The sequence below is a fragment of the Lysinibacillus macroides genome, from assembly GCF_001281525.1.
GTDB classification, from domain to species: domain Bacteria; phylum Bacillota; class Bacilli; order Bacillales_A; family Planococcaceae; genus Lysinibacillus; species Lysinibacillus macroides.
Genome location: NZ_LGCI01000007.1, coordinates 20,058 through 41,240 on the forward strand (window position 1 = coordinate 20,058; position 21,183 = coordinate 41,240).

At 37.7% G+C, this 21,183-nt stretch carries 22 protein-coding genes and 1 other annotated feature; of the genes, 4 read left to right on the plus strand and 18 right to left on the minus strand.

Going from position 1 to position 21,183, the window contains the following annotated elements; all coding sequences use genetic code 11:
* The first annotated feature begins 6 nt into the window (after positions 1–6).
* A complete protein-coding gene (locus tag ADM90_RS12035; protein WP_235473514.1) occupies positions 7–372 on the plus strand; it encodes a phage major tail tube protein in 366 nt (121 codons plus the stop codon).
* A gap of 46 nt (positions 373–418) precedes the next feature.
* Here the strand turns inward: ADM90_RS12035 and ADM90_RS12040 are convergent, their stop codons facing one another.
* From ADM90_RS12040 to ADM90_RS12075, 8 genes are all read right to left on the minus strand, one after another.
* Positions 419–1,039, minus strand: coding sequence for an RraA family protein (locus ADM90_RS12040; RefSeq protein WP_053995252.1), 621 nt, complete (start codon positions 1,037–1,039; stop codon positions 419–421).
* 125 nt (positions 1,040–1,164) lie between these two features.
* Positions 1,165–1,704, minus strand: a complete 540-nt coding sequence (locus ADM90_RS12045; RefSeq protein WP_053995253.1) for an LOG family protein — start codon at positions 1,702–1,704, stop codon at positions 1,165–1,167.
* Between the two features lie 62 nt (positions 1,705–1,766).
* On the minus strand, positions 1,767–2,435 hold the full coding sequence (locus ADM90_RS12050) for a deoxynucleoside kinase (RefSeq protein WP_053995254.1): 669 nt from the start codon (positions 2,433–2,435) through the stop codon (positions 1,767–1,769).
* A complete protein-coding gene (locus ADM90_RS12055; RefSeq protein ID WP_053995255.1) occupies positions 2,432–3,070 on the minus strand; it encodes a deoxynucleoside kinase in 639 nt (212 codons plus the stop codon). The genes ADM90_RS12050 and ADM90_RS12055 overlap by 4 nt, the downstream gene beginning before the upstream one ends.
* A gap of 273 nt (positions 3,071–3,343) precedes the next feature.
* The gene (locus ADM90_RS12060; protein ID WP_053995256.1) at positions 3,344–5,755 is read right to left on the minus strand and encodes a heavy metal translocating P-type ATPase; all 2,412 of its coding nucleotides are present in this window, start codon (positions 5,753–5,755) and stop codon (positions 3,344–3,346) included.
* A gap of 81 nt (positions 5,756–5,836) precedes the next feature.
* Positions 5,837–6,043, minus strand: a complete 207-nt coding sequence (copZ, locus tag ADM90_RS12065) for a copper chaperone CopZ (protein ID WP_053995257.1) — start codon at positions 6,041–6,043, stop codon at positions 5,837–5,839.
* Between the two features lie 14 nt (positions 6,044–6,057).
* Positions 6,058–6,390 (minus strand): metal-sensitive transcriptional regulator, encoded by a 333-nt coding sequence (locus ADM90_RS12070; protein ID WP_053995258.1) that lies wholly within the window; start codon positions 6,388–6,390, stop codon positions 6,058–6,060.
* Positions 6,391–6,468: 78 nt separating this feature from the next.
* The gene (locus ADM90_RS12075; protein ID WP_053995259.1) at positions 6,469–6,762 is read right to left on the minus strand and encodes a hypothetical protein; all 294 of its coding nucleotides are present in this window, start codon (positions 6,760–6,762) and stop codon (positions 6,469–6,471) included.
* Between the two features lie 64 nt (positions 6,763–6,826).
* Here ADM90_RS12075 and ADM90_RS12080 point away from each other — a divergent pair, with 64 nt between their 5' ends.
* Positions 6,827–7,507, plus strand: coding sequence for a hypothetical protein (locus tag ADM90_RS12080; RefSeq protein ID WP_053995260.1), 681 nt, complete (start codon positions 6,827–6,829; stop codon positions 7,505–7,507).
* A 260-nt stretch (positions 7,508–7,767) separates the two neighbouring features.
* On the opposite strand, the gene ADM90_RS12085 is transcribed toward ADM90_RS12080, so the two are convergent.
* The 4 genes from ADM90_RS12085 to ADM90_RS12100 all read right to left on the minus strand — a co-directional run bounded on the left by ADM90_RS12085 (position 7,768) and on the right by ADM90_RS12100 (position 10,666).
* A complete protein-coding gene (locus tag ADM90_RS12085) occupies positions 7,768–8,709 on the minus strand; it encodes a cation diffusion facilitator family transporter (protein ID WP_053995261.1) in 942 nt (313 codons plus the stop codon).
* 14 nt (positions 8,710–8,723) lie between these two features.
* Positions 8,724–9,029 (minus strand): ArsR/SmtB family transcription factor, encoded by a 306-nt coding sequence (locus ADM90_RS12090; RefSeq protein ID WP_053995262.1) that lies wholly within the window; start codon positions 9,027–9,029, stop codon positions 8,724–8,726.
* Between the two features lie 180 nt (positions 9,030–9,209).
* Entirely contained in the window at positions 9,210–10,244 is a 1,035-nt protein-coding gene (locus tag ADM90_RS12095; RefSeq protein ID WP_053995263.1) for a hypothetical protein, read from the minus strand.
* Entirely contained in the window at positions 10,241–10,666 is a 426-nt protein-coding gene (locus tag ADM90_RS12100; protein WP_235473516.1) for a MarR family winged helix-turn-helix transcriptional regulator, read from the minus strand. Before ADM90_RS12100 ends, ADM90_RS12095 begins: the two co-directional genes overlap by 4 nt.
* A 125-nt stretch (positions 10,667–10,791) precedes the next feature.
* Here ADM90_RS12100 and tadA point away from each other — a divergent pair, with 125 nt between their 5' ends.
* Positions 10,792–11,319, plus strand: a complete 528-nt coding sequence (gene tadA / locus ADM90_RS12105; protein WP_162838604.1) for a tRNA adenosine(34) deaminase TadA — start codon at positions 10,792–10,794, stop codon at positions 11,317–11,319.
* 148 nt (positions 11,320–11,467) lie between these two features.
* Here tadA and serS read toward each other — a convergent pair whose 3' ends face one another.
* The 3 genes from serS to pdxS form a co-directional block, all read right to left on the minus strand.
* On the minus strand, positions 11,468–12,748 hold the full coding sequence (gene serS, locus ADM90_RS12110; RefSeq protein WP_053995266.1) for a serine--tRNA ligase: 1,281 nt from the start codon (positions 12,746–12,748) through the stop codon (positions 11,468–11,470).
* A gap of 56 nt (positions 12,749–12,804) precedes the next feature.
* Positions 12,805–13,019 (minus strand) — a binding site (T-box leader).
* 49 nt (positions 13,020–13,068) lie between these two features.
* Positions 13,069–13,632, minus strand: a complete 564-nt coding sequence (gene pdxT / locus ADM90_RS12115; RefSeq protein ID WP_053995267.1) for a pyridoxal 5'-phosphate synthase glutaminase subunit PdxT — start codon at positions 13,630–13,632, stop codon at positions 13,069–13,071.
* Position 13,633: 1 nt separating this feature from the next.
* Positions 13,634–14,518 (minus strand): pyridoxal 5'-phosphate synthase lyase subunit PdxS, encoded by an 885-nt coding sequence (gene pdxS / locus ADM90_RS12120; protein ID WP_053995268.1) that lies wholly within the window; start codon positions 14,516–14,518, stop codon positions 13,634–13,636.
* Positions 14,519–14,622: 104 nt separating this feature from the next.
* Between pdxS and pdxR the strand changes: the two genes are divergently transcribed.
* Positions 14,623–16,047 carry a MocR-like pyridoxine biosynthesis transcription factor PdxR gene (pdxR, locus tag ADM90_RS12125; RefSeq protein ID WP_083448539.1) on the plus strand — a complete coding sequence of 475 codons (1,425 nt, stop codon included), beginning with the start codon at positions 14,623–14,625 and terminating at the stop codon, positions 16,045–16,047.
* 23 nt (positions 16,048–16,070) lie between these two features.
* Here the strand turns inward: pdxR and asnB are convergent, their stop codons facing one another.
* From asnB to guaB, 3 genes are all read right to left on the minus strand, one after another.
* Positions 16,071–17,906, minus strand: coding sequence for an asparagine synthase (glutamine-hydrolyzing) (asnB, locus tag ADM90_RS12130; protein WP_053995269.1), 1,836 nt, complete (start codon positions 17,904–17,906; stop codon positions 16,071–16,073).
* Between the two features lie 101 nt (positions 17,907–18,007).
* The gene (locus tag ADM90_RS12135; RefSeq protein WP_083448540.1) at positions 18,008–19,339 is read right to left on the minus strand and encodes a D-alanyl-D-alanine carboxypeptidase family protein; all 1,332 of its coding nucleotides are present in this window, start codon (positions 19,337–19,339) and stop codon (positions 18,008–18,010) included.
* A gap of 141 nt (positions 19,340–19,480) precedes the next feature.
* Complete coding sequence (gene guaB, locus ADM90_RS12140) at positions 19,481–20,944, minus strand: IMP dehydrogenase (RefSeq protein ID WP_053995270.1); 1,464 nt, start codon at positions 20,942–20,944, stop codon at positions 19,481–19,483.
* Between the last annotated feature and the right edge of the window lie 239 nt (positions 20,945–21,183).

Sequence of the window (21,183 nt, forward strand, 5' to 3'; positions counted from 1 at the left end):
GGTATTATGGATGATATAACATTTGAATTAATCTCAAAAAACATTAATTTAAACACTAGGGTAGAATATAACATTAAACTAACTAATAACAGTGATTATACAATTATCCAAAATAATGTATTATTTGGCTTTATCAATGACCCTGAAGAGCATGGGGAAACAACTAATCCGTTTAGGGTGCTTGCGACAGGCAATCGCTTAAATATTAAACCTGGTGAAAGTGTGGAGCTGTCAGTTTCCTTTTCACCTACTTTCTATAAAGAATTTACAGAATCTGAAGTAAGAATAGCGAATATTTATATTGTTGGCTATGTGGATCGTTTAAAAGAGGAAAATCGCTTTGAATTCACGACAAGTTTAGCATTGCAATAATCAAAAATGCCAAAGCGTTGTGTGGTCAACACTTTGGCATTTTATTTTACTTCGCTAATACTTTATCTAAATAAGCAATGATGGATTCCTTGCCATTTGCATGTGCTTCCTGTGCGCGCTTGTCATCCTTTTCCACCTTTGCCTCAGCAGCTGCAAACACTTTTTTTGCATCCTCTTGTGGTACAACAATAACGCCGTCTATATCCCCAATAATATAATCACCAGGCTGAACGGTTACGCCACCTATAGCAATCGGCACATTTACTTTACCACCGCCATTTTTATTGCCAGCCGCTACAGTTGTACCTAGCGCAAATACAGGGAAATCCAGTTCACGAATGGCCGCAATATCACGAATTACCCCATCCACAACAAAGCCCTGTACGCCAATCCCCTTCGCTAAGGATATTACAAAATCTCCAGCCACAGCTCGATTTGTATTACCCTTTGCATCAATAACTAAAATATCTCCTTCATTGGCAGCTCGAATTGCTTCTAGCACTGCTCCATTTTCGCCATCTGGCAAACGTACTGTTACTGCTCGTCCAGCAATTTTAAAATGATCTGCTAATGGCTTAATATCACTGCGTAAATTGGTATGCCCACCTGTTGCATCTGAGATTGCTGTTGTTGGTAAATGCTGAAAACTTACTTCCACCTTTGTCATACATTACACCCCTATTATGATTAATATAAGTCTTACACTATAATTGTAAATAAAACACAGTCACTATTTCAATACATCTCAAAAACTAAATCGCACCAATCAAAAATAGCTGGTGCGATCATTTATTACTTATATGCTTTTAATAAATGTAATAGCTCGTCTGCTGTAGTGGCTACATGAATAAGTGCTTGTTGCTCAGCACGTATAAAGCCTTCCTCCAGCATTCGCTTAAAATGCTGTAAAATTGCATCATAAAATCCTTGTACATTATATAAAATAATCGGCTTTTCATGCAGCCCAATCTGTGCCCATGTAAATACCTCAAAATATTCATCTAATGTACCTGCACCACCTGGAAGAGCGATAAATGCATCAGCAAGCTCTACCATTTTTGCCTTACGAATATGCATGGAATCGACAAAATGAATCTCTGTTAATGAGGCATGTGCCAATTCTCGCTTCTGTAAATGGGTTGGCATCACACCGATTACTTCTCCTCCTGCAGCCAGCACAGCATCAGCTACCTTCCCCATTAATCCTGTTTTTGAGCCACCATAAACAACACCATGACCATTTTGAGCAAGCAATGTGCCTAGCTCAGCCGCTTTCTCCGCATAGATTGTATTTTTTCCTAAACTAGAACCACAATAAACAGCGATTTTTATAGTAATTCCTCCTATTCAAAAAACGTGAAACAATCAGCTATATATTGTTCCACGTCTTGTAGTTATTTTTGTAAATGGCTTGTTTGTTTTAACATATGACTGATGCGGCTTACAATTGATTCAATGGCATCTGGATTTTTTAATAAATCATAATCATTAATATCTAAACGTAACACTGGACAGGCATTAAAATTATTAATCCAATGTTCGTAGCGCTCATGCATTTCTATCCAATAATTATTTGGCGTTTGCTGCTCCATTGCACGTCCACGCTCTTGAATACGTCCAATCACCGCATCAATTGGGCCTTCCAGATAGACTAGTAAATCAGGATGTGGAAAATACGGCGTCATCACCATTGCATCAAATAAATTTGTATATGTTTCATAATCTGTTGGACTCATTGTGCCTTTATCATAATGCATTTTCGCAAATATCCCTGTATCTTCATAGATGGAACGGTCTTGAATAAAGCCTCCACCATATTCAAAAATGCGCTTTTGTTCTTTAAATCGCTCCGCTAAAAAGTACACTTGTAAATGGAAGCTCCATTTTTCAAAGTCCTCATAAAATTTATCTAAATATGGATTTGTATCGACCTTTTCGAATGATGTACGAAACTGCAATGCCTCCGCTAATGCCTTTGTCATCGTTGATTTCCCGACCCCTACAGTACCCGCAATCGTAATAACTGTTTGTGGAGGAATATCATATTGCTCTCTTAAATTCATGACTGCAAACTCCTTTGTTGTAACGTGTCCTTAATTGTTTGTAAAACATAACTTAAATCATCTGAATTTTTTACAAAATCAAGCTGATCCCCTTTAAAGCGAATAACGGGAATTTCAGGATGCATCTTTTCAAAATGCTCAATAAATGAATGATAATCTACTACAAGCTGCTCCATATAATCGCGTGAAATCATTTTTTCAAACCCCCGACCGCGCATGGCAATACGTTCCATCAACGTATCAACGCTTGCATATAAATAAACGACTACATTCGGCACTGGCATATCCTTCGTTAAAATTTTATAAATTTCTTCATATTTTTCATACTCTGTTGATGCTAATGTACGCTTCGCGAAAATTAAATTTTTAAAAATATGATAGTCTGCTACAACAGGCTTGGCATGTGCTAATCGAAACTTTTGAATATCGGATAATTGCTTATAGCGATTACAAAGGAAGAACATTTCCGTTTGGAAGCTCCACTCTTCAATGTTTTCATAAAACTTATTTAAAAAAGGGTTTTCGTCTACTATTTCTTTCAATAGATGGTACTTAAATGTCGTTGCTATCTCTTTCGATAAAGAGGTTTTCCCAACACCAATCGGACCTTCTACCGTAACAAATGGAACCGTCACAAGAGGCCCCTCCTTTATGTTTAAAAATAAATCAGTGCTTTTCATTGTACCATATCGTGAACATGAAAAATAGAATTACCCGAATGGTTGGTTTAGTTTAAGTTTGTTACTTGCGTCAAGTGAAAAATACCTAAATAATAATTCACTAAAAATAAAGACCCTAATAGGAAAAATCATAATAATGAAAATATCCAACATACACTATTTATTAGAGTAATTCCTAAAAGCAAAATGAACTGCATCCCTATCAATAGGTCTACAGTTCATCATTATTTATAATTTCACTCGTTGTAAACGCAATGCATTTAAGACAACAGATACGGAGCTAAACGCCATCGCTGCGCCTGCCACCCATGGAGCTAGTAAACCAATTGCAGCAATCGGAATACCTAATGAGTTATAGGCAAATGCCCAAAATAGATTTTGCTTAATATTACGCATTGTTTTACGGCTCATTAAAATAGCATCTGCAATACTATTTAAGTCACCACGAATTAATGTAATATCTGCCGCTTCCATTGCAACATCTGTACCTGTACCAATCGCCATTCCAATATTCGCCGTAGCAAGTGCTGGTGCATCATTAATGCCATCACCCACCATCGCTACTTTTTTACCAGTAGCCTGCAATTTTTTTACTTCCTCTGCTTTGCCCTCTGGTAGAACCTCAGCAATAACACGATCAACGCCAACCTCTCTCCCAATTGCCTGAGCTGTACGTTCATTATCTCCTGTCATCATAATGACTGTAATGCCCATTTCCTGTAGTCGATGAATCGCTTCTTTTGATGTATCTTTTACTGTATCAGCAACTGCTACTAAGCCTGCATATTGACCGTTAATTGCTGCTAGCATAGCTGTTTTACCACTTCGTTCAAGCTGCTCCATTGCTGGTAAAACATCTTCAATCGAAATATTGTATTGCTGCATTAATTTCCGTGTACCAATGATAACACCTTGACCAGAAACAGTTGCCTGTACACCATAGCCTGGAATTGCCTCAAAAAATTGAACATCTCCTAGCTCAATACCACGCTCCTCAATCCCTTGGACAATTGCCTCTGCTAATGGGTGCTCTGACTGTTTCTCTGCTGCCCCAATTAATGATAAAAAGCGTGCTTCCTCCTGTCCCGAAGCTACTAACACATCTGTTAAAACAGGCTTACCATGGGTTACTGTACCTGTTTTATCGACAACCACTGTATCAATACTTTGCGTTTGCTCTAAGTGCTCGCCACCTTTAAATAAAATACCAAATTCAGCAGCACGTCCTGACCCTGCCATAATAGATGTTGGTGTAGCTAGCCCAAGCGCACATGGACAAGCAATCACAAGCACTGCAATTAATACTTCTAACGCAGGTGTAAACTCTCCTGGCTGCACCCAAATCAGCCACACTAAAAATGTGACAAGCGCAATACCAACAACAATTGGTACAAAAATACCTGAAATTTGGTCTGCCAAACGTTGAATAGGCGCCTTTGAGCCTTGTGCATCCTCTACCACTTTAATAATTTGTGCTAAAGCTGTATCACGACCAACCTTTGTAGCCGTCATTTTAATAAAGCCGTTTTTATTGATTGTAGAACCAAATAATGGGTCACCTTGTTTTTTATCGACTGGTAAACTCTCACCTGTTAGCATGGATTCGTCAACGGCTGTTGTACCTTCTATTACTTCGCCATCAACTGGAATTTTTTCACCCGGTTTAACGAGAATTGTATCGCCAATAATAACCTCTTCTAAAGGAACTTCCTTTTCCACGCCATCACGTACAACAATGGCTGTTTTTGCTTGTAGCCCCATTAGCTTTTTAATCGCCTCTGATGAGCGACCTTTTGCCTTTGCCTCAAATAATTTACCTAATAATATTAATGTAATTAAAACGGCACTTGTTTCAAAATAAAGATGTGGTCCATGATGTGAGCCTGCTGTGGCAATTGCTTGATAAACACTATAGAAATAAGCAGCCGATGTGCCCATAACAACAAGGACATCCATATTGGCACTGCCATTGCGCAATGCTTTATAAGCACCTACATAAAACTGTTTACCAATAATAAATTGCACCGGGGTTGCTAGTAGCATTTGTACCCATGGATTCATCAAAAATTCTGGCACATATAAAAACGATGTAAATGAAAAATGCCCAACCATCGTCCACAGCAACGGCAGCGAAAGAATAGCTGATAAAATAAATTTTTGCTGCTGCTGTTTAATTGCCTTTTCTCGATGATCTACTGTTTCCTGTTCATCTACCTTTTGATGCGCCCCATAGCCTAGCTTTTCTACTCTTGCAATAATATCCACCATGCTTACCTCTGAAGGATTAAACTCAATCATTGCTTTTTCAAGTGCTAAGTTAACAGTAGCAGTAGATACACCGCTAAGTTTATTCAGTCCTTTTTCTATACGAGTCGCACAGGCTGCACAAGTCATCCCTGTAATATCAAGCTCTGCCTTTTGTTTCACAATGGCATAGCCAAGTGCTTCAATTTTCTGCTCAAAATCTGCTTCACTTAGCTTTGCCGGATTATACTTAATAGATGATTTTTCAAGCGCTAAATTAACAGTTGCTTGTTCTACACCATCCATTTTATTTAAGCCTTTTTCTATACGAGTGGCACAGGCTGCACAGGTCATCCCTGTAATTTGCAAGTTTGCTTCTTTTATTTCAGAACTCATCTATCTTCCACCTCTCCTTATACCAATAGGGGGTATAAAATTTTGAAAATAAGAGAGTGCCTATAGAAGCACCCTGTAATATTATTTTACATCATAGCCTTGGTCATCAATTGTTTCTTTAATTTGCTCAAGTGATACTTTTGCATCATCGAAAGCTACATCAACTGAACCTTCCGCTAAATGAACGGTTACTTGCTCTACACCAGCTAAAGCACCTACACTTTTTTCCACCGCATTGACACAATGACCACATGACATTCCCTGTACATTTAATGTTACATTTTGCATCATAAATCGCTCCTTTATTTTTTCATTAATTTTTGAATAGTAACAACTAGCTCATCTAATACGGCTTCATCGCCCTCAGATAGACGATCCACGACACAGCCCTTTAAATGACCTTCTAATAATATTTTTGCAACACTATTTAAAGCAGACTGTGTAGCAGACAGCTGTGTAATTACATCATCACAATACACATCCTTTTCAATCATCCCTTTAATGCCACGAATCTGACCCTCAATACGATTTAATCGAGTAGTTAAATCCTTTTTCACACGCTCAGGATGATGACTTTTGCGACAAGACGTAGCTTCCTCTGTATGACAAACATCCTCTTTTACGATATCCTCCATCACTACACCTCCGATTTCATATCTATCATACTATACCCAAGAAGGGTATGCAAGCGTTAAGGATTATTACTGACCGCTTTAATAGTATAGATTAGCCCATATTCCTTTAATCCAACCAATTATTTTTTTATAAGCCCATATTAAAATTTTAATCATGTAGTAAAAAAATATAATATTCACGATAAAGCCTATTCCAAGGAAGCTAAAGCCTCCATTAGTATATAAATATAACCAATCAGCAGGAAAGCCATAGATAGCTTTAATAAAATCTTCTCTACCATCTCTACTTCCACTAATAAAAGGTATACAAATTACTAAAACAATACTAATAATGATTATCCATATTTTATATACACTGGATTTATCTTGCATAATTATCCTCCCTCGTTTATGATAATAATGTATAAAAAAAACAAATTTTGGGGGTTTTTAAAAAATGAAAAAATTAATTTTATCTCTTTTTCTTTCTCTTTTTGCAGTAAGCGCTATAGGAAGTACTGTTTTCGCATCACCAGAGGTTAATGAAGCTTCTAAAGAAATATTACCAAAAATAGAGTCTATTGCCAATAATTCGGATTATATTGATTTAATTGATATAAATGAATTACCTGAAGGGGCACCTGTTATTAACTTTGATACAGTGGAAGATTTCGAACAAGCTATCAAAGAATTAGAAAATGAAGATACAGAATTAAATTTATATGAAGACACAGAAAGCAGTTCTTTATCAACTCCTCTTATTACTACTATGGCTACTAGTTCAACAACTGACCGACTTGAAGTATGGGTAAAACCATCACTCAATCCTATTAAGAGCGCTACTCAACCAGTAACTGTTACTGTTGATTTAAGCTATCGTTATAACGGAAGTGGATCCAGCAAAACATTCTCATCAATAACGGGAGTTTCATCTTTTAGCTTAGCATTCCCAACAACTTGGGTACAAACTGGTTATAGTAGTTTTTTCTATAATTTTAATAAAGGAGTTACTATAGAACTATTAGGTTATAACCGGTTAGGTATAGTAATTGGCGAGCAACCTATAGGGGCACAAGTAAAGGATGAAATAACATTTAGCTATGCTTTAGGTGGCTCAAAAACTCTATTTGAAAAGTAAATATTATTATATTATCTGTAGTTAAAAACGCTGAAAAGTGAAATTTGATATATAAATAAAATACCTTACTAGGCTGTTTAATCCCCATATTTAATGGGAATTAAGCAGCCTCATTTTACTCTTATTCTTTCCTTATCTTTTCATTGGTCAACAAATAGTGCTTTACACAAGTAATAGATTGTAAAATCATAGGTTAGAAATGCCGATGTTTCAGATTTTGAAGAAAGCTTTTCTAGCAAGTTTAAAAAATTAGAACGTAATTAATGGTGATGATGCTCATTTTTCAATTGACACAAAATTGAATTATCGTGCTGATGGGAAGCTGTTTCTAGCTGAATTGTGACATGCTTAATGCCTTTATGCTCAAGATTATGTTCAACCTTTCGCAATATATGCTCGCTATCAGCTACTGTTAATTGCCCATCAACAACCGCATGACAGGACAATGCATTTGTACCACTTGTAATTGTCCAAATGTGTAAATCATGAATGCTTTTAATACCATTTGTTTGTTCAATCACTTCAACGATTTCTGTCACATCTACATTCTTCGGTGTGCCCTCCATTAAAATATGAACAGCATCCTTTGTGACGTAATAGCCGCTTCTTAGCACCAGTAACGCTACAATGACACTTGCCAGTGGGTCCGCCCAGCCCCAGCCTAAAAACATGATTAATAATGCGGCAATAATAGCTCCTACAGACCCTAGCATATCACTAAGCACATGTAAAAAGGCACCACGCATATTTAAGTTATCCTTTGTATCACTACCACGCATCATAATCCACGCCACTAAAATATTTACTAAAAGCCCGATTGTACTAATAATAAGCATCCCAGTTGTCGCTACTGCTGGTGGATTGGCAAAGCGTTCAATTGCCTCATAACAAATAAATAATGCGATACCGATTAATGTTACACCATTTAACACAGCTGCTAAAATTTCAAATCGTTTATAACCATAAGTTTTACTATAGCTAGCAGCCTTTTCCCCCATGATAAAAGCTAACAGGGCAATACCTAAAGAAATAGCGTCACTTAACATATGTCCTGCATCTGACAGAAGTGCCAAGCTATTTGTAACAAAGCCACCGATTGCCTCAATAATCATGTAGCTTGTAATAATAATAAATGATAGTAATAATACTTTTTTATTTGCACCATGTGTATGGTCATGTCCATGATCGTGATGATGTCCCATTAGTATCCCTCCATTTAATGATGTGCTGCATGGTCAATTGCTTGTTTCAATAAATTCATAACATGGTCGTCATCCTTTGAATAGTATAGGGTCGTGCCCTCTCGTCGAAACTTCACCAAGCGTAAATTTTTTAAAAAACGCAATTGATGTGAAACGGTTGATTGACCTAAATCTAATATTTCTGCAATATCATTGACGGAATGCTCATCTGTACATAATAAATTTAAAATACGAATGCGTGTTGGATCACTTAATGCTTTAAATGTTTGCGAAACTACAAACAATGTTTCCTCATCTAAATGCTGATTGCCATTACTCATAATAACTCACTCCTTTTATATATGAACATATATTCATATATAAATATATAATGATTGCTTATTATTGTCAAACGCTTTGGAAAATATAAAATGCCATGCCCCTACTAACAGGAGGCATAGCATGAAACGCAATCACTACAATTATTAAGAAAATAACGAACGAGCCCATTATGAATTTTTTTAAAATCTCACCTTATTTTTAGCTAAAGCTTCCTTTAGCTCTGTAGGATTGTCAGATTTTATAGCTATATACTGATACTTCTTTTCAATCCCTATCATAAAGGTTACGGTAACGGGCTGCTTTAATTGCACAATAAAATCAGGCTGGACGCTTTCAAAATCACGCAAAATAAAATCGATCGTTTCCTTTGAGCGTTTTTGAGCAAGTAGCTCTGAATCATCTATAATTGCTGCAATATTATCAAGATCAATTTTGGCACGCTTTATTAATCCTAATGATAGATACATGGATTTTTTATCTATAAAAATTGGATTTAGACGCATCGCCTGTAAATCTGCTAAGAAAAAAATAACCGAATAAATATTAAAAATTAATAACACAATGGAGACAATTGGCGCTTTGGTATGTAGCCAATAATGTATGCCAATGGTTTCTACAATAATGGCATGAATTATCATAATTTGAAATGCCATATAATTTGATTTTTTATATAATGTAAGCCCTTTAGGAACTGCTTGTCGCCAGCTGCCAAAAGCATAATATAGGACAAGCATTTCTGAACAAATCACTTGAATAATTGGATGCTGCTTCACATATTTCCCTACAGCCTGTGAAAATGCAAATAATGTTGGTAGCTGATTCTCTTTCACATCATGGATAATCTTCGGCATATAGCGTAGCAATGTTACAATCAATAAACATTCCACCAATACAAGACAGCCCTCAACGACAATGCCACTCCATGTTATCATCGCATACGGTGCTAATAATTCCGTTGGCACTATTAATCGAAGCAAGATACAGCCAAATGCCACAAGTGCAATCAATGCCTTCAGTGAAAATTTATTGCGGTAAAGTATCATAAACAGCGGGAAACAAATCATTAAATCTAATAATGATCCTAACACAACAGCCTGTGCCTCATCAGGTAATAAGTTGATTCCTAGAGATGTTTGGTACAGCATATAATTACCGCTTAACACAAATATCACTAGAATAAGCCATATAGGTTTTGATTTTTCAATCCAGCTCATGCTTTATCCCTCCTAACGATTGTTAATAAATTTTCTAAAATACGTACTAAATGCTGTAAATCTTCTGATGGTAATTGACCATAAATAGCAGAGGCAGTGTCTTGCTCAAATTGCTTTAGTTGATTAAAATATTGCTGCCCTTTTTCTGCTAGTTCTAGTTTAATTTCACGTCGATTTTCTGGGTTAATCGTTCGATGAATATATCCTTTGCCCTCCAGCTTATTTAAAAGCTGACTGACAGCGCTAGTTGTTACACGTAATGTAGTGGCAATATCCTTTGTAGTTGTTGCTCCTGCACGAATTAGCTCTAATAGTAATACTTGCTTAGCTGTTAATTGATTATCCAGCATCGTCTCATATTGAACGGCCATCTGAATATTTAATTGATCCTGTAAACGATTAATTTTTTCGATTATATCCATTATCATTGATAATCACCTTTATAATTAAGATACCTTTATAATAAAGGTATCTTAATTAAATAACTATCTTAAAATTTTGATATTGCTAACAAACCAAGCTAAACTGAGAATAAGGAGCGATGAGTATGATGATAGATCAGCAATTTATGCAAGAAGCCTTAATAGAGGCTAAAAAAGCAGAGGCTCTTGGAGAAGTACCGATTGGCGCTGTTGTTGTTTATAATGGCGAAATTATTGCACGTGCCTATAATTTACGGGAAACTTCACAAAATGCTACAACTCACGCAGAATTAATAGCCATTCAAGAAGCCTGTAAAAAAGTAGGAAGCTGGCGTTTAGAGAATACAACACTTTATGTGACACTTGAACCTTGTCCAATGTGTGCTGGTGCTATTCTACAATCTCGTATTCCTCGTGTTGTCTATGGAGCAAGAGATCCTAAAGCTGGCTGTGTAGATTCTTTATATCGTTTATTAAATGACGCTCGCTTCAATCATGAATGTGAGGTAACAGAAGGAATTTTAGCAGCAGAATGTGGGCAAATTTTAACGGATTTTTTTAAGGCTTTACGAGAGCGTAAAAAAGCTGAGAAAAAGGCAAGAACGGCTTTAACAATTACAGAAGCCGCATCCAACTGTACAAATTGGAAGTAAGACAAAAGCTATTTTAGATTTTCCTTAAGCAAGGTATCTAAAATAGCTTTTGTTGTTTATTTTGGTGTGATTATTTCTTTGCCACCGAATTACTATACTTCCTTAGGTTGCATCTGCCGCTTCTCTTTCAGTGCAGAGCCGACCTTGTTTAGTTTGGCGCAATTATTTCCTTGCCACCCATATATGGTCTTAGTACCTCTGGGATTACTACGCTTCCGTCGGCTTGCTGGTAGTTTTCTAAGATGGCTGCTACTGTACGGCCAAGGGCAAGACCTGAGCCGTTTAATGTATGCACATATTCTGGCTTTGCATTTGGCTCACGACGGAAGCGGATATTTGCTCGACGTGCTTGGAAGTCCTCAAAGTTAGAGCATGAAGAAATTTCACGGTACATATTTTGAGCCGGAATCCAAACCTCTAAGTCGTATTTCTTCGCTGCTGTAAAACCTAAATCTGCTGTACACATTTTTAATTTACGGTAAGGTAATCCAAGTAATTGTAATACTTTTTCAGCATGGTTTGTTAAAAGCTCTAGCTGCTCGTATGATTCCTCTGGCTTTACAAAACGAACTAATTCTACTTTGTTGAATTGGTGCTGACGAATTAAGCCACGTGTATCACGCCCTGCAGAACCTGCCTCTGAACGGAAGCATGCACTATATGCTACAAAGCCTTTTGGTAATGCTTCATTTGGTAAAATTTCATCACGATAGAAGTTCGTAACTGGTACCTCTGCTGTTGGAATCATAAAATAATCTATTTCCTCTAGCTTAAAGACATCTTCCTCAAATTTTGGAAGCTGGCCAGTACCTGTTAAGCTATCGCGATTGACAATGACAGGTGGTAGCATTTCCTCATAGCCATGCTCCTCTGCGTGTAAATCCATCATAAATGTCATTAATGCACGTTCTAAACGAGCGCCAAGACCACGATAGAATAAGAAACGACTACCCGTTACTTTCGCACCGCGTTCAAAATCAACAATATTTAAATCCGTTGCAAGATCCCAGTGTGCTTTTATGTCAAAATCAAAAGTGGGCACTTCACCCCATGTATACTCCTCAACATTGTCATCCTCTGTTGCGCCTACTGGCACAGATTCATGTGGTATATTTGGTAAACGCATCATCATATCTTTAAAGCGGTCTTCTACCTCATTTAATTGGCTATCTAGTGCTTTAATTTCATCACCAACTTGACGCATACGAGCAATAACTTCATCCGCATTTTCCTTATTGCGCTTCATTATAGAAATTTGCTCAGATACTTTGTTACGTTCCGCCTTAAGCTCTTCCGTTTTAGCAATTAACGCACGACGCTTTGCATCTAACTCCTCAAAGTCATCCAGGTTTCCTAAATCCTCATTACGTGTTAATAGCATTTCTTTAATTTCCGCGAAATTATCGCGCACACGTTTAATATCTAACATAATTCATACCTCCAGTAAATGATTGAAATTAGAACACAAAAAAGCCCCCATCCCCTAAAAGGGACGAGAGCTACCCGCGTTGCCACCCTAATTGACTAGGCATATGCCTAATCCGCTTATTTCATAACGGCATTTCAGCCGGCTACAGCCTACTTATTGACTTCGACTGTGCAACTCCAGGACGGATTCACAAGTGCTTTTATCAGCTTCCACCAGCCGCTGACTCTCTAAAAAAAACGTGCTTGTTACTACTTCCTATCATCGTGTTCAGTTATTTAAAATTTAACCATACTGTACTATATGAAAACAGATTTTGCAAGTCATACTATAGATACTACAAAATATTCGAGAATACGTGTGTCTGCTGTTAATTCGGGGTGGAACGAACAGCCTAATAAATGTCCATCCTGTGCTAAGATAATTCTTCCTTCATGCTGAGCAAGAACCTCAACATCTTGCCCCACTGCTTCAATATGAGGTGCACGTATAAATACTGCTGGAATTGCATTACCTATTTTAGGAATATCCACCTTTATTTCAAAGCTATCCACCTGACGACCATATGAGTTTCTTGCTACTGTCACATTCATAACAGCTAAGTGTGGTTTATCACCTACTAAATTATTCGCTAATAAAATTAATCCTGCACATGTTCCAAACATTGGTAAGCCTTGCTGTGCGAGATTTTGTATTGGCTCCAATAGCTCAAAGCGATCCAGCAATTTGCGCATCGTTGTACTTTCTCCGCCGGGCAATATAAGACCATCAATTTTCATTAAATCCTGTCTATGCTTTACTAAAACAGCTTCACAGCCAAGCGCTTCTAACATTTGAACATGCTCACGCACCGCTCCCTGTAACGCTAAAACGCCAATTCGTTTCATGCTACCAGCCTCGCTCCTGCATACGTTCGTTTTGCCCTAGCTGTGCAATGTCAATGCCCTTCATAGGTACACCAAGCTCTTTTGATATGTCAGCAATTAACTTATAATTTTTGTAATGTGTTGTTGCCTCTACAATCGCACGCGCGAATTTTTCAGGATTGTCGGATTTGAAAATACCTGAGCCAACGAATACGCCATCAGCCCCAAGCTCCATCATTAATGCAGCATCGGCAGGCGTAGCAACACCACCTGCTGCAAAGTTAACTACTGGTAATCGACCAAGACGTTTAATCTCTCTTAATAACCCAAAAGGCGCTCCCAGTGATTTTGCCTCTGTCATTAACTCATCCTCTGTCATACCTACTACCTTACGTATCTGAGCATTTACTTTGCGAATATGTCGAACTGCCTCAACAATATTCCCTGTTCCTGGTTCGCCCTTTGTTCGTAGCATCGCTGCACCTTCCCCGATACGTCGAGTTGCTTCTCCTAAATCACGACAGCCACAAACAAAGGGTACTGTGTAATCACTTTTTAATAAATGATACTCTTCATCTGCTGGTGTTAAAACTTCACTTTCATCAATATAGTCAACTCCCATTGCTTCTAACACACGAGCTTCCACAATATGCCCAATACGAGCTTTTGCCATTACAGGAATAGATACAGCTCCCATTACCTCTTCAACAATCCGTGGATCAGCCATACGTGCAACACCGCCCGCTTTACGAATATCGGAAGGCACTCTTTCTAATGCCATCACAGCTACTGCTCCTGCTGCTTCCGCAATTTTTGCTTGTTCAGCATTAATAACGTCCATAATAACGCCACCCTTTTGCATTTCCGCCATCCCGCGTTTTACCAATTCTGTACCTGTTTGTTTCATCATTCTAACCTCCACCTTTGTGATGGAATTTAGTATAATAGAAATTGACCATATAAAAATATCCAGTTTTCTAAATAATTATAAGGTCAGGAGGAATATAACCTATGGATATGCTATTATTTCAACTTGAAAAAGACAACGAGAAACCGCTTTATGATCAGCTTTATAACGGGATTAAAGAGGCTATCATTTCAAAAAAAATTGCTGTAGGAGAAAAATTACCATCCAAGAGGAAATTAGCAGATTTTTTAAATATTTCTCAAACAACAATCGAAATTGCTTATGCACAATTGCTTGCTGAAGGCTATATTATGTCCAAAACACGTGTTGGCTATTTTGTCGAGGCAATCGATGAGTTACCATATATTCAGCAGGACACAATCACTCCCTTTATAGAGTATCCTAAGAAAAAAACATACAAAATTGATTTTAATCCTAGTTCTATTGATATTGACGCCTTTCCCTTTCAAACATGGCGAAAATATGCAAAAGACCTTTTTGACAATGCCTCAAAGGAGCTACTATTGACAGGGGAACCTCAGGGCGAGTTATCTTTACGCACAGAAATTGCTAATTATTTATATCAATCACGCGGTGTTGTATGTAGCCCTGAACAAATTGTGATTGGTTCAGGGACAGAGCAGCTTCTTCCAATGATTTTACGTCTTTTTAGCGAGGACACCTGCTTTGCATTAGAAAATCCAGGATACCCTGCTGTACATCGCATATTTGCCCAACATAAACGCAAGGTCTATCCCATTGCAGTCGATGAAGAAGGAATTATGATTCAGACGCTTGAAAAAACCCATGCTCATGTTGCTTATATTACGCCATCACATCAATTCCCAACAGGTGCAGTATTATCTGCTACCAGACGGGCACAGGCTTTAAATTGGGCAGCACAAAGCTCTACCCACTATATTATTGAAGATGATTACGATTCAGAATTTCGTTATACTGGAAAACCAATCCCTGCACTGCATGCTTTAGATAGAAATGATAAAGTCATTTATATGAGCACCTTTACAAAATCATTAATGCCATCGTTGCGTGTAGCTTATTTTGTACTGCCGCCTAAATTACTTGCTACTTATAATGATGTCTTTAATTATTATTCATCAACAGTACCTCGTTTCGATCAGCATATTGTAGCAAATTTTATGCGCGATGGTCATTTTGCCAAGCACCTTAATCGGATGCGCAAAATTTATCGTAAAAAACATGATAAGCTAACTACTATTTTAGAAAAATATTCAGCATCCGTTAAAATTACGGGTGAACAAGCAGGAATGCATATTTTATTAGATGTTCAACACACATTAACAGAAAAACAATTACAGCAGCTTGCCTCTCAAGCAGGAATAGGTATCTACCCATTATTGGATTATCGATTAGACCCTTCTGAACCTTCAAAGGCTCAATTTTTACTAGGATTTGGCGGTATACCTGTTCAAGCAATTGAACCGTCTATTGAACACCTAATGGATTGCTGGAGCATACAAAAAAATCACCCATCTATTACGAAATAAAGTGAGTAGATGGGTGACTTCCATTACGTTTCGATTAATTGAATCTGATAATGTTCAAACCATATGTGTATTTGCCCTAAATACGCCAAGAGCTGAGGACCTGCCATTAATTGACCATACCATGGAACCTTAAAGGAGCTACCACCAGATTCAATCAATTCCATTAGCTTTTTTTGATCAAATAGTTCATGCAAAATAGAATTTTTTTCTTTGAGAATCTCTTTTAACCATTTTTGTACACCTGCCGTATAGGCTGGATGATAGGTTTTAGGATAAGGATTTTTCTTTCGATACAATACTTCATGTGGCAATAAATGGGCCATTGATTTTCGCAGCAGTCCTTTTTCCATGCCATCTAAATTTTTTATTTCCCACGGAATATTCCATGCATATTCTACAAGACGATGATCTGCAAAGGGAACACGTACCTCTAAGCTTGCACCCATACTCATTCGATCCTTACGCGTTAGCAATGTTTGCATAAACCATTGCATATTCAAATAAAGCATTTCACGATGACTTGACGCTGCCGAACTTTCCCCATCTACTAATGGTACTTCTGCTATTGTTTGACCATATAGCTGTTGGGCGTAGTTTTCAATTTTTAATTTCTTCTGCCATTTATCTTGCAGCAAGGCATTTCTCTCTGGCAATGATCGGATCCAAGGAAAGCCTGACATTTTTTCTTGAAACCATGGGTAGCCTCCAAAAATTTCGTCTGCACACTCACCTGATAGTGCTACAGTAAAATCTCTTTTGATTTTACGGCAAAACCATAATAATGATGAATCAACATCTGCCATACCAGGGGAATCTCTTACAATTACGGATTCCACTAATAAGTCGATTAGTTGCTGTTGAGAGATTTCCTCTGCATGGTGTGTCGTTTGAAAAGTCTCGATCATTTTTTGAATCCAATACGTATCTGTCGATGTTTGAAAAGCATGTGAATGAAAAAATCGTTCATTATCCTCATAATCGATCGAGTACGTATGCAGCTTATTATTGTGCTGTTGAAATTGTTTTGCGGCAATTCCTGTAATAATACTAGAATCCAGCCCACCTGAAAGAAACGTACAGATGGGTACATCCGAAACAAGTTGTCGCTCAATAGCATCTGTTAACAGAAAACGAACATGTTCAATCGTCTCCTCCACAGATTCTTCATGTTTATGACTTTGTAGCTGCCAATATGCCCATTTTCTTACACCTTCTCGAGAGAAACGCATAGCGTGGCCAGGTCGTAATTCTTCAATATTTTGAAAAAGTGTTGTGCCAGGTGCTTTAGAAGGTCCTACAGTCATCATACTTGCTAGCCCTTCTGTATTGACGGCTGCTTGCACCTGTGGATGTATTAATAATGCTTTGATTTCAGAGGCAAACAAAAGCTCACCTTGTTGCTCTGTATAATACAGGGGCTTTACACCAAGTCGATCTCTGCACAAAAAAAGTGATTGCCTGTGTTCATCCCAAACGCTAAAAGCAAAAATGCCATTTAAAAAATCTACACACCGCTCTTTCCATTCAATATAAGCTGTCAATAACACCTCTGTATCTGATTGTGTTAAAAAATGATATCCTCTTTTTCCAAGCTCTTTTCGTAATTCCTCTGTATTATAAAGCTCGCCATTATATGTAATGACATAGTTGACGCCATCATATACTTTTGTCATTGGTTGCTTACCACCAATCAAATCAATAACAGCTAGTCGTCGATGGCCAAATGCAATATGCTCGCTACACCAAATATTTTCATCGTCAGGCCCTCTCTTATTCAAAGTTTGTGTCATTGATTGTAAGATTGTACCGCTTGCTCTTAAATCCTTTTGAAAGCTAGCCCACCCTGTAATACCACACATTTAGCCACATCCTTTCGCCTAATAGCGTATGCACCACTACCTAAAAATGTGAAAAAGCACATGAATGTTTAAAAACAATCACGTGCTCTGCTTATTAATTATTAAAATAGGCCTCCAACAAAGTCTGAAATGCCTCCCCATAAATTACCGAAGAAGTTACCTACGCCTTGGAAGAATAATGAGATGCCACCAGCACGCTCTACAGCCGCTGTTGTTACAACATCAGATGAAATATCCTTCCCATCAATAAAACCGTAATCTGCCCCTTCTGTGCGCTCAATAACAACCTTCCCCACGACAGTATCTTTTTTAACACCTGCTTCTAAACTCTTTTTTTCTAAAACGAGTGTAGGCTTATATAGATCCTTGTCAGAAGATTTAATCATAAACGAAATAGGCTCTTTTACAGCAATCTCTACTTTATCTTCTTTTCCTTTTGTAACTTTTACTGTTTTTTGATCTTTAAATGTATAATTGGCTGGCAAAATTTCTTCTTTTGAGAATTGTGAAAAGCCATAGTTAAATAATTTTGCTGTTGCATCAAAACGTGCTTCATATGAGCCCACACCATTGGCATCAACAGCTTTCATAACCACTGCAATCAAACGTGTACCATTGCGCTGTGCTGTCCCTGTAAAACTATGACCTGCAAAGTTTGTTGTACCTGTTTTTAAGCCATCTACGCCTTGATATTCATATATTAATCCAGGTAGCATAAAGTTCCAGTTAGACATTTCAATAGCGTCCTCTGTGCCTGCTCGGAAGGTCTTTTTTGCAATACTGGACGTTTCTAACACCTTTGGATGATCCTTTAATAAATGATATGCCAGTTTTGCTACATATTTCGCCGGCATGACATTTTCATCCTCTGGCCCTGTCCCTGATGGATGCATACCAAATAAATCAGCATTATTAAGACCTGTCGCATTGACAAATTTATAGCCTTCTAAGCCCAGCTCTTCTGCCTTTTTATTCATTAACTTTAAAAACTCAGTCTCAGAACCCGCAATGGTTTCAGCAATAGCCACGGTTGCTGCATTTGCCGAATAGATGACCATCGCCTCATATAATTCACGAATCGTATACGAACCATCTCTACGTAAAGGTACATTACTTAATGCACGATTTTGGGACATACGATACGTATAATCTGTTACCTGATATTCCTGATCCCATTTAACTGTCCCTGCATCAATCGCGTCCAATAACAGGTATTCAGTCATCATTTTTGTCATACTTGCAATACCTAGTGAAGTATCTGCATTTTGTTCATATAAAATTTTTCCTGAGTCTGCGTCAATTAAAATCGCAGCATCCACTGTTAATCCTAACTCTGTTTCTGCATTTGCCTGTGCAGGAATACCTGCAAACACGCTTAATACTAAAACAGGAAGTAGGAGTAAGCGTAATACGGTGCCCATTTTCTTTTTCACCTTTAAAGCCCTCCAAAAAATAATCTTGTCCTCGACATTTTATCATAGATAGTCACCAACGTGTTGACTCTCTGCCATAAAAAAATGCTTTCGCGCCATCTTTGTAGACGAAGCGAAAGCATAAAAGTTGCAAGCAATATATTACATGGAATAGTTTGGTGATTCTTTTGTAATTTGAACATCATGTGGATGAGATTCACGTAGACCAGCACCCGTCATTCTAACAAATTGCGAATTTTCTCTTAGGTATTCAAGGTTTGGTGCGCCACAGTAACCCATACCAGCACGAATACCGCCAATTAATTGGTAAACTGTATCAGCTAAAGGCCCTTTGTATGGAAGGCGTCCTTCAATACCTTCAGGTACTAACTTCTTCGCATCTTCTTGGAAGTAACGATCCTTTGAACCTTTTTCCATTGCTCCAATCGAACCCATACCACGGTAAACTTTGAAGCGACGACCTTGGAAGATTTCTGTTTCTCCTGGAGATTCAGAAGTACCTGCAAGCAGGGAACCAAGCATCACGATATTTCCACCAGCTGCTAACGCTTTTACGATATCACCAGAGTATTTAATACCACCATCAGCAATAATCGTTTTACCAAGCTCACGAGCTACTGTAGCACAATCATAAACAGCTGTAATTTGTGGTACACCTACACCAGCGACTACACGTGTAGTACAAATAGAACCAGGACCAATACCAACTTTCACAACATCTGCACCAGCTTCAAATAATGCACGCGCACCTTCTGCAGTTGCTACATTCCCAGCGATAATTTCTAGCTCTGGGTAAGTCTCATGGATTGAACGGATTGTTTGTAATACACCTTCGGAATGACCATGAGCTGTATCGATCACGACAATATCAACTTGTGCTTCTACAAGCTTCTCGATGCGTACCATTGTATCCTTTGATACACCAACGGCTGCACCTACAAGTAAACGACCATGTGTATCTTTAGCAGCATTCGGGAATTCAATCACTTTTTCAATGTCTTTAATTGTGATAAGTCCAGTTAATCGACCTTCTTCATCTACAATTGGGAGTTTTTCGATTTTATATTGTTGAAGAATTTTTTCAGCATCCTCTAAAGTGGTTCCAACAGGAGCTGTAATTAAATCTTCTTTCGTCATGACATCTTCGATTTTTAAAGAGTAATCTGAGATAAAACGTAAATCACGATTTGTAATAATCCCTACTAGCTTTTGATTTTCCATGCTATCCACAATAGGTACACCGGAGATTCGGTATTTTCCCATTAAATGCTCAGCATCAAAAACTTGATGAGTCGGAGTTAAGAAGAATGGGTTTGTAATAACACCATTTTCAGAACGTTTTACTTTTTCTACTTGTTCAGCTTGCTCATCAATCCCCATATTTTTATGGATAATACCGATACCACCTTGACGTGCCATAGCAATTGCCATTTTAGACTCTGTCACTGTATCCATGCCTGCGCTGACCATTGGAATGTTTAATTTAATCTTTGGTGTTAATTGAACAGATAAATCAACATCTTTTGGTAATACTTCGGAATGAGCTGGTACTAATAATACATCATCAAAAGTTAAACCTTCTTTGGCAAATTTTGTCTCCCACATTTTCGTAACTTCCTCCTATAGGTAAAAGAATATTAATTGTAAGATTAACAACGTGGACTGCTACTGTCAAGAAACTTCTAAAAGAAAGACAATTCAGACTTTTAAATATAGCAAATCTAAGTCGAAATTCCAACTAAATAACAATATAAATAAGTAAGTTTTACAGATACTTTTACTTTTAGAAATAAAAAAACAGTCAGCTCTATGCTGACTGTTTTTGCTTGCCTAGCGATGTCCTA

Bases quoted from the DNA above. Each gene is read 5' to 3' on its own strand.
- ADM90_RS12035 (WP_235473514.1), top strand. From the start codon at position 7: ATGGATGATATAACATTTGAATTAATCTCAAAAAACATTAATTTAAAC.
- ADM90_RS12040 (WP_053995252.1), bottom strand. From the start codon at position 1,039: ATGACAAAGGTGGAAGTAAGTTTTCAGCATTTACCAACAACAGCAATC.
- ADM90_RS12050 (WP_053995254.1), bottom strand. From the start codon at position 2,435: ATGAATTTAAGAGAGCAATATGATATTCCTCCACAAACAGTTATTACG.
- ADM90_RS12060 (WP_053995256.1), bottom strand. From the start codon at position 5,755: ATGAGTTCTGAAATAAAAGAAGCAAACTTGCAAATTACAGGGATGACC.
- copZ (WP_053995257.1), bottom strand. From the start codon at position 6,043: ATGCAAAATGTAACATTAAATGTACAGGGAATGTCATGTGGTCATTGT.
- ADM90_RS12070 (WP_053995258.1), bottom strand. From the start codon at position 6,390: ATGGAGGATATCGTAAAAGAGGATGTTTGTCATACAGAGGAAGCTACG.
- ADM90_RS12075 (WP_053995259.1), bottom strand. From the start codon at position 6,762: ATGCAAGATAAATCCAGTGTATATAAAATATGGATAATCATTATTAGT.
- ADM90_RS12080 (WP_053995260.1), top strand. From the start codon at position 6,827: ATGAAAAAATTAATTTTATCTCTTTTTCTTTCTCTTTTTGCAGTAAGC.
- ADM90_RS12085 (WP_053995261.1), bottom strand. From the start codon at position 8,709: ATGGGACATCATCACGATCATGGACATGACCATACACATGGTGCAAAT.
- ADM90_RS12090 (WP_053995262.1), bottom strand. From the start codon at position 9,029: ATGAGTAATGGCAATCAGCATTTAGATGAGGAAACATTGTTTGTAGTT.
- ADM90_RS12095 (WP_053995263.1), bottom strand. From the start codon at position 10,244: ATGAGCTGGATTGAAAAATCAAAACCTATATGGCTTATTCTAGTGATA.
- ADM90_RS12100 (WP_235473516.1), bottom strand. From the start codon at position 10,666: ATGGATATAATCGAAAAAATTAATCGTTTACAGGATCAATTAAATATT.
- tadA (WP_162838604.1), top strand. From the start codon at position 10,792: ATGATGATAGATCAGCAATTTATGCAAGAAGCCTTAATAGAGGCTAAA.
- serS (WP_053995266.1), bottom strand. From the start codon at position 12,748: ATGTTAGATATTAAACGTGTGCGCGATAATTTCGCGGAAATTAAAGAA.
- pdxT (WP_053995267.1), bottom strand. From the start codon at position 13,632: ATGAAACGAATTGGCGTTTTAGCGTTACAGGGAGCGGTGCGTGAGCAT.
- pdxS (WP_053995268.1), bottom strand. From the start codon at position 14,518: ATGAAACAAACAGGTACAGAATTGGTAAAACGCGGGATGGCGGAAATG.
- pdxR (WP_083448539.1), top strand. From the start codon at position 14,623: ATGGATATGCTATTATTTCAACTTGAAAAAGACAACGAGAAACCGCTT.
- asnB (WP_053995269.1), bottom strand. From the start codon at position 17,906: ATGTGTGGTATTACAGGGTGGGCTAGCTTTCAAAAGGATTTAAGAGCA.
- guaB (WP_053995270.1), bottom strand. From the start codon at position 20,944: ATGTGGGAGACAAAATTTGCCAAAGAAGGTTTAACTTTTGATGATGTA.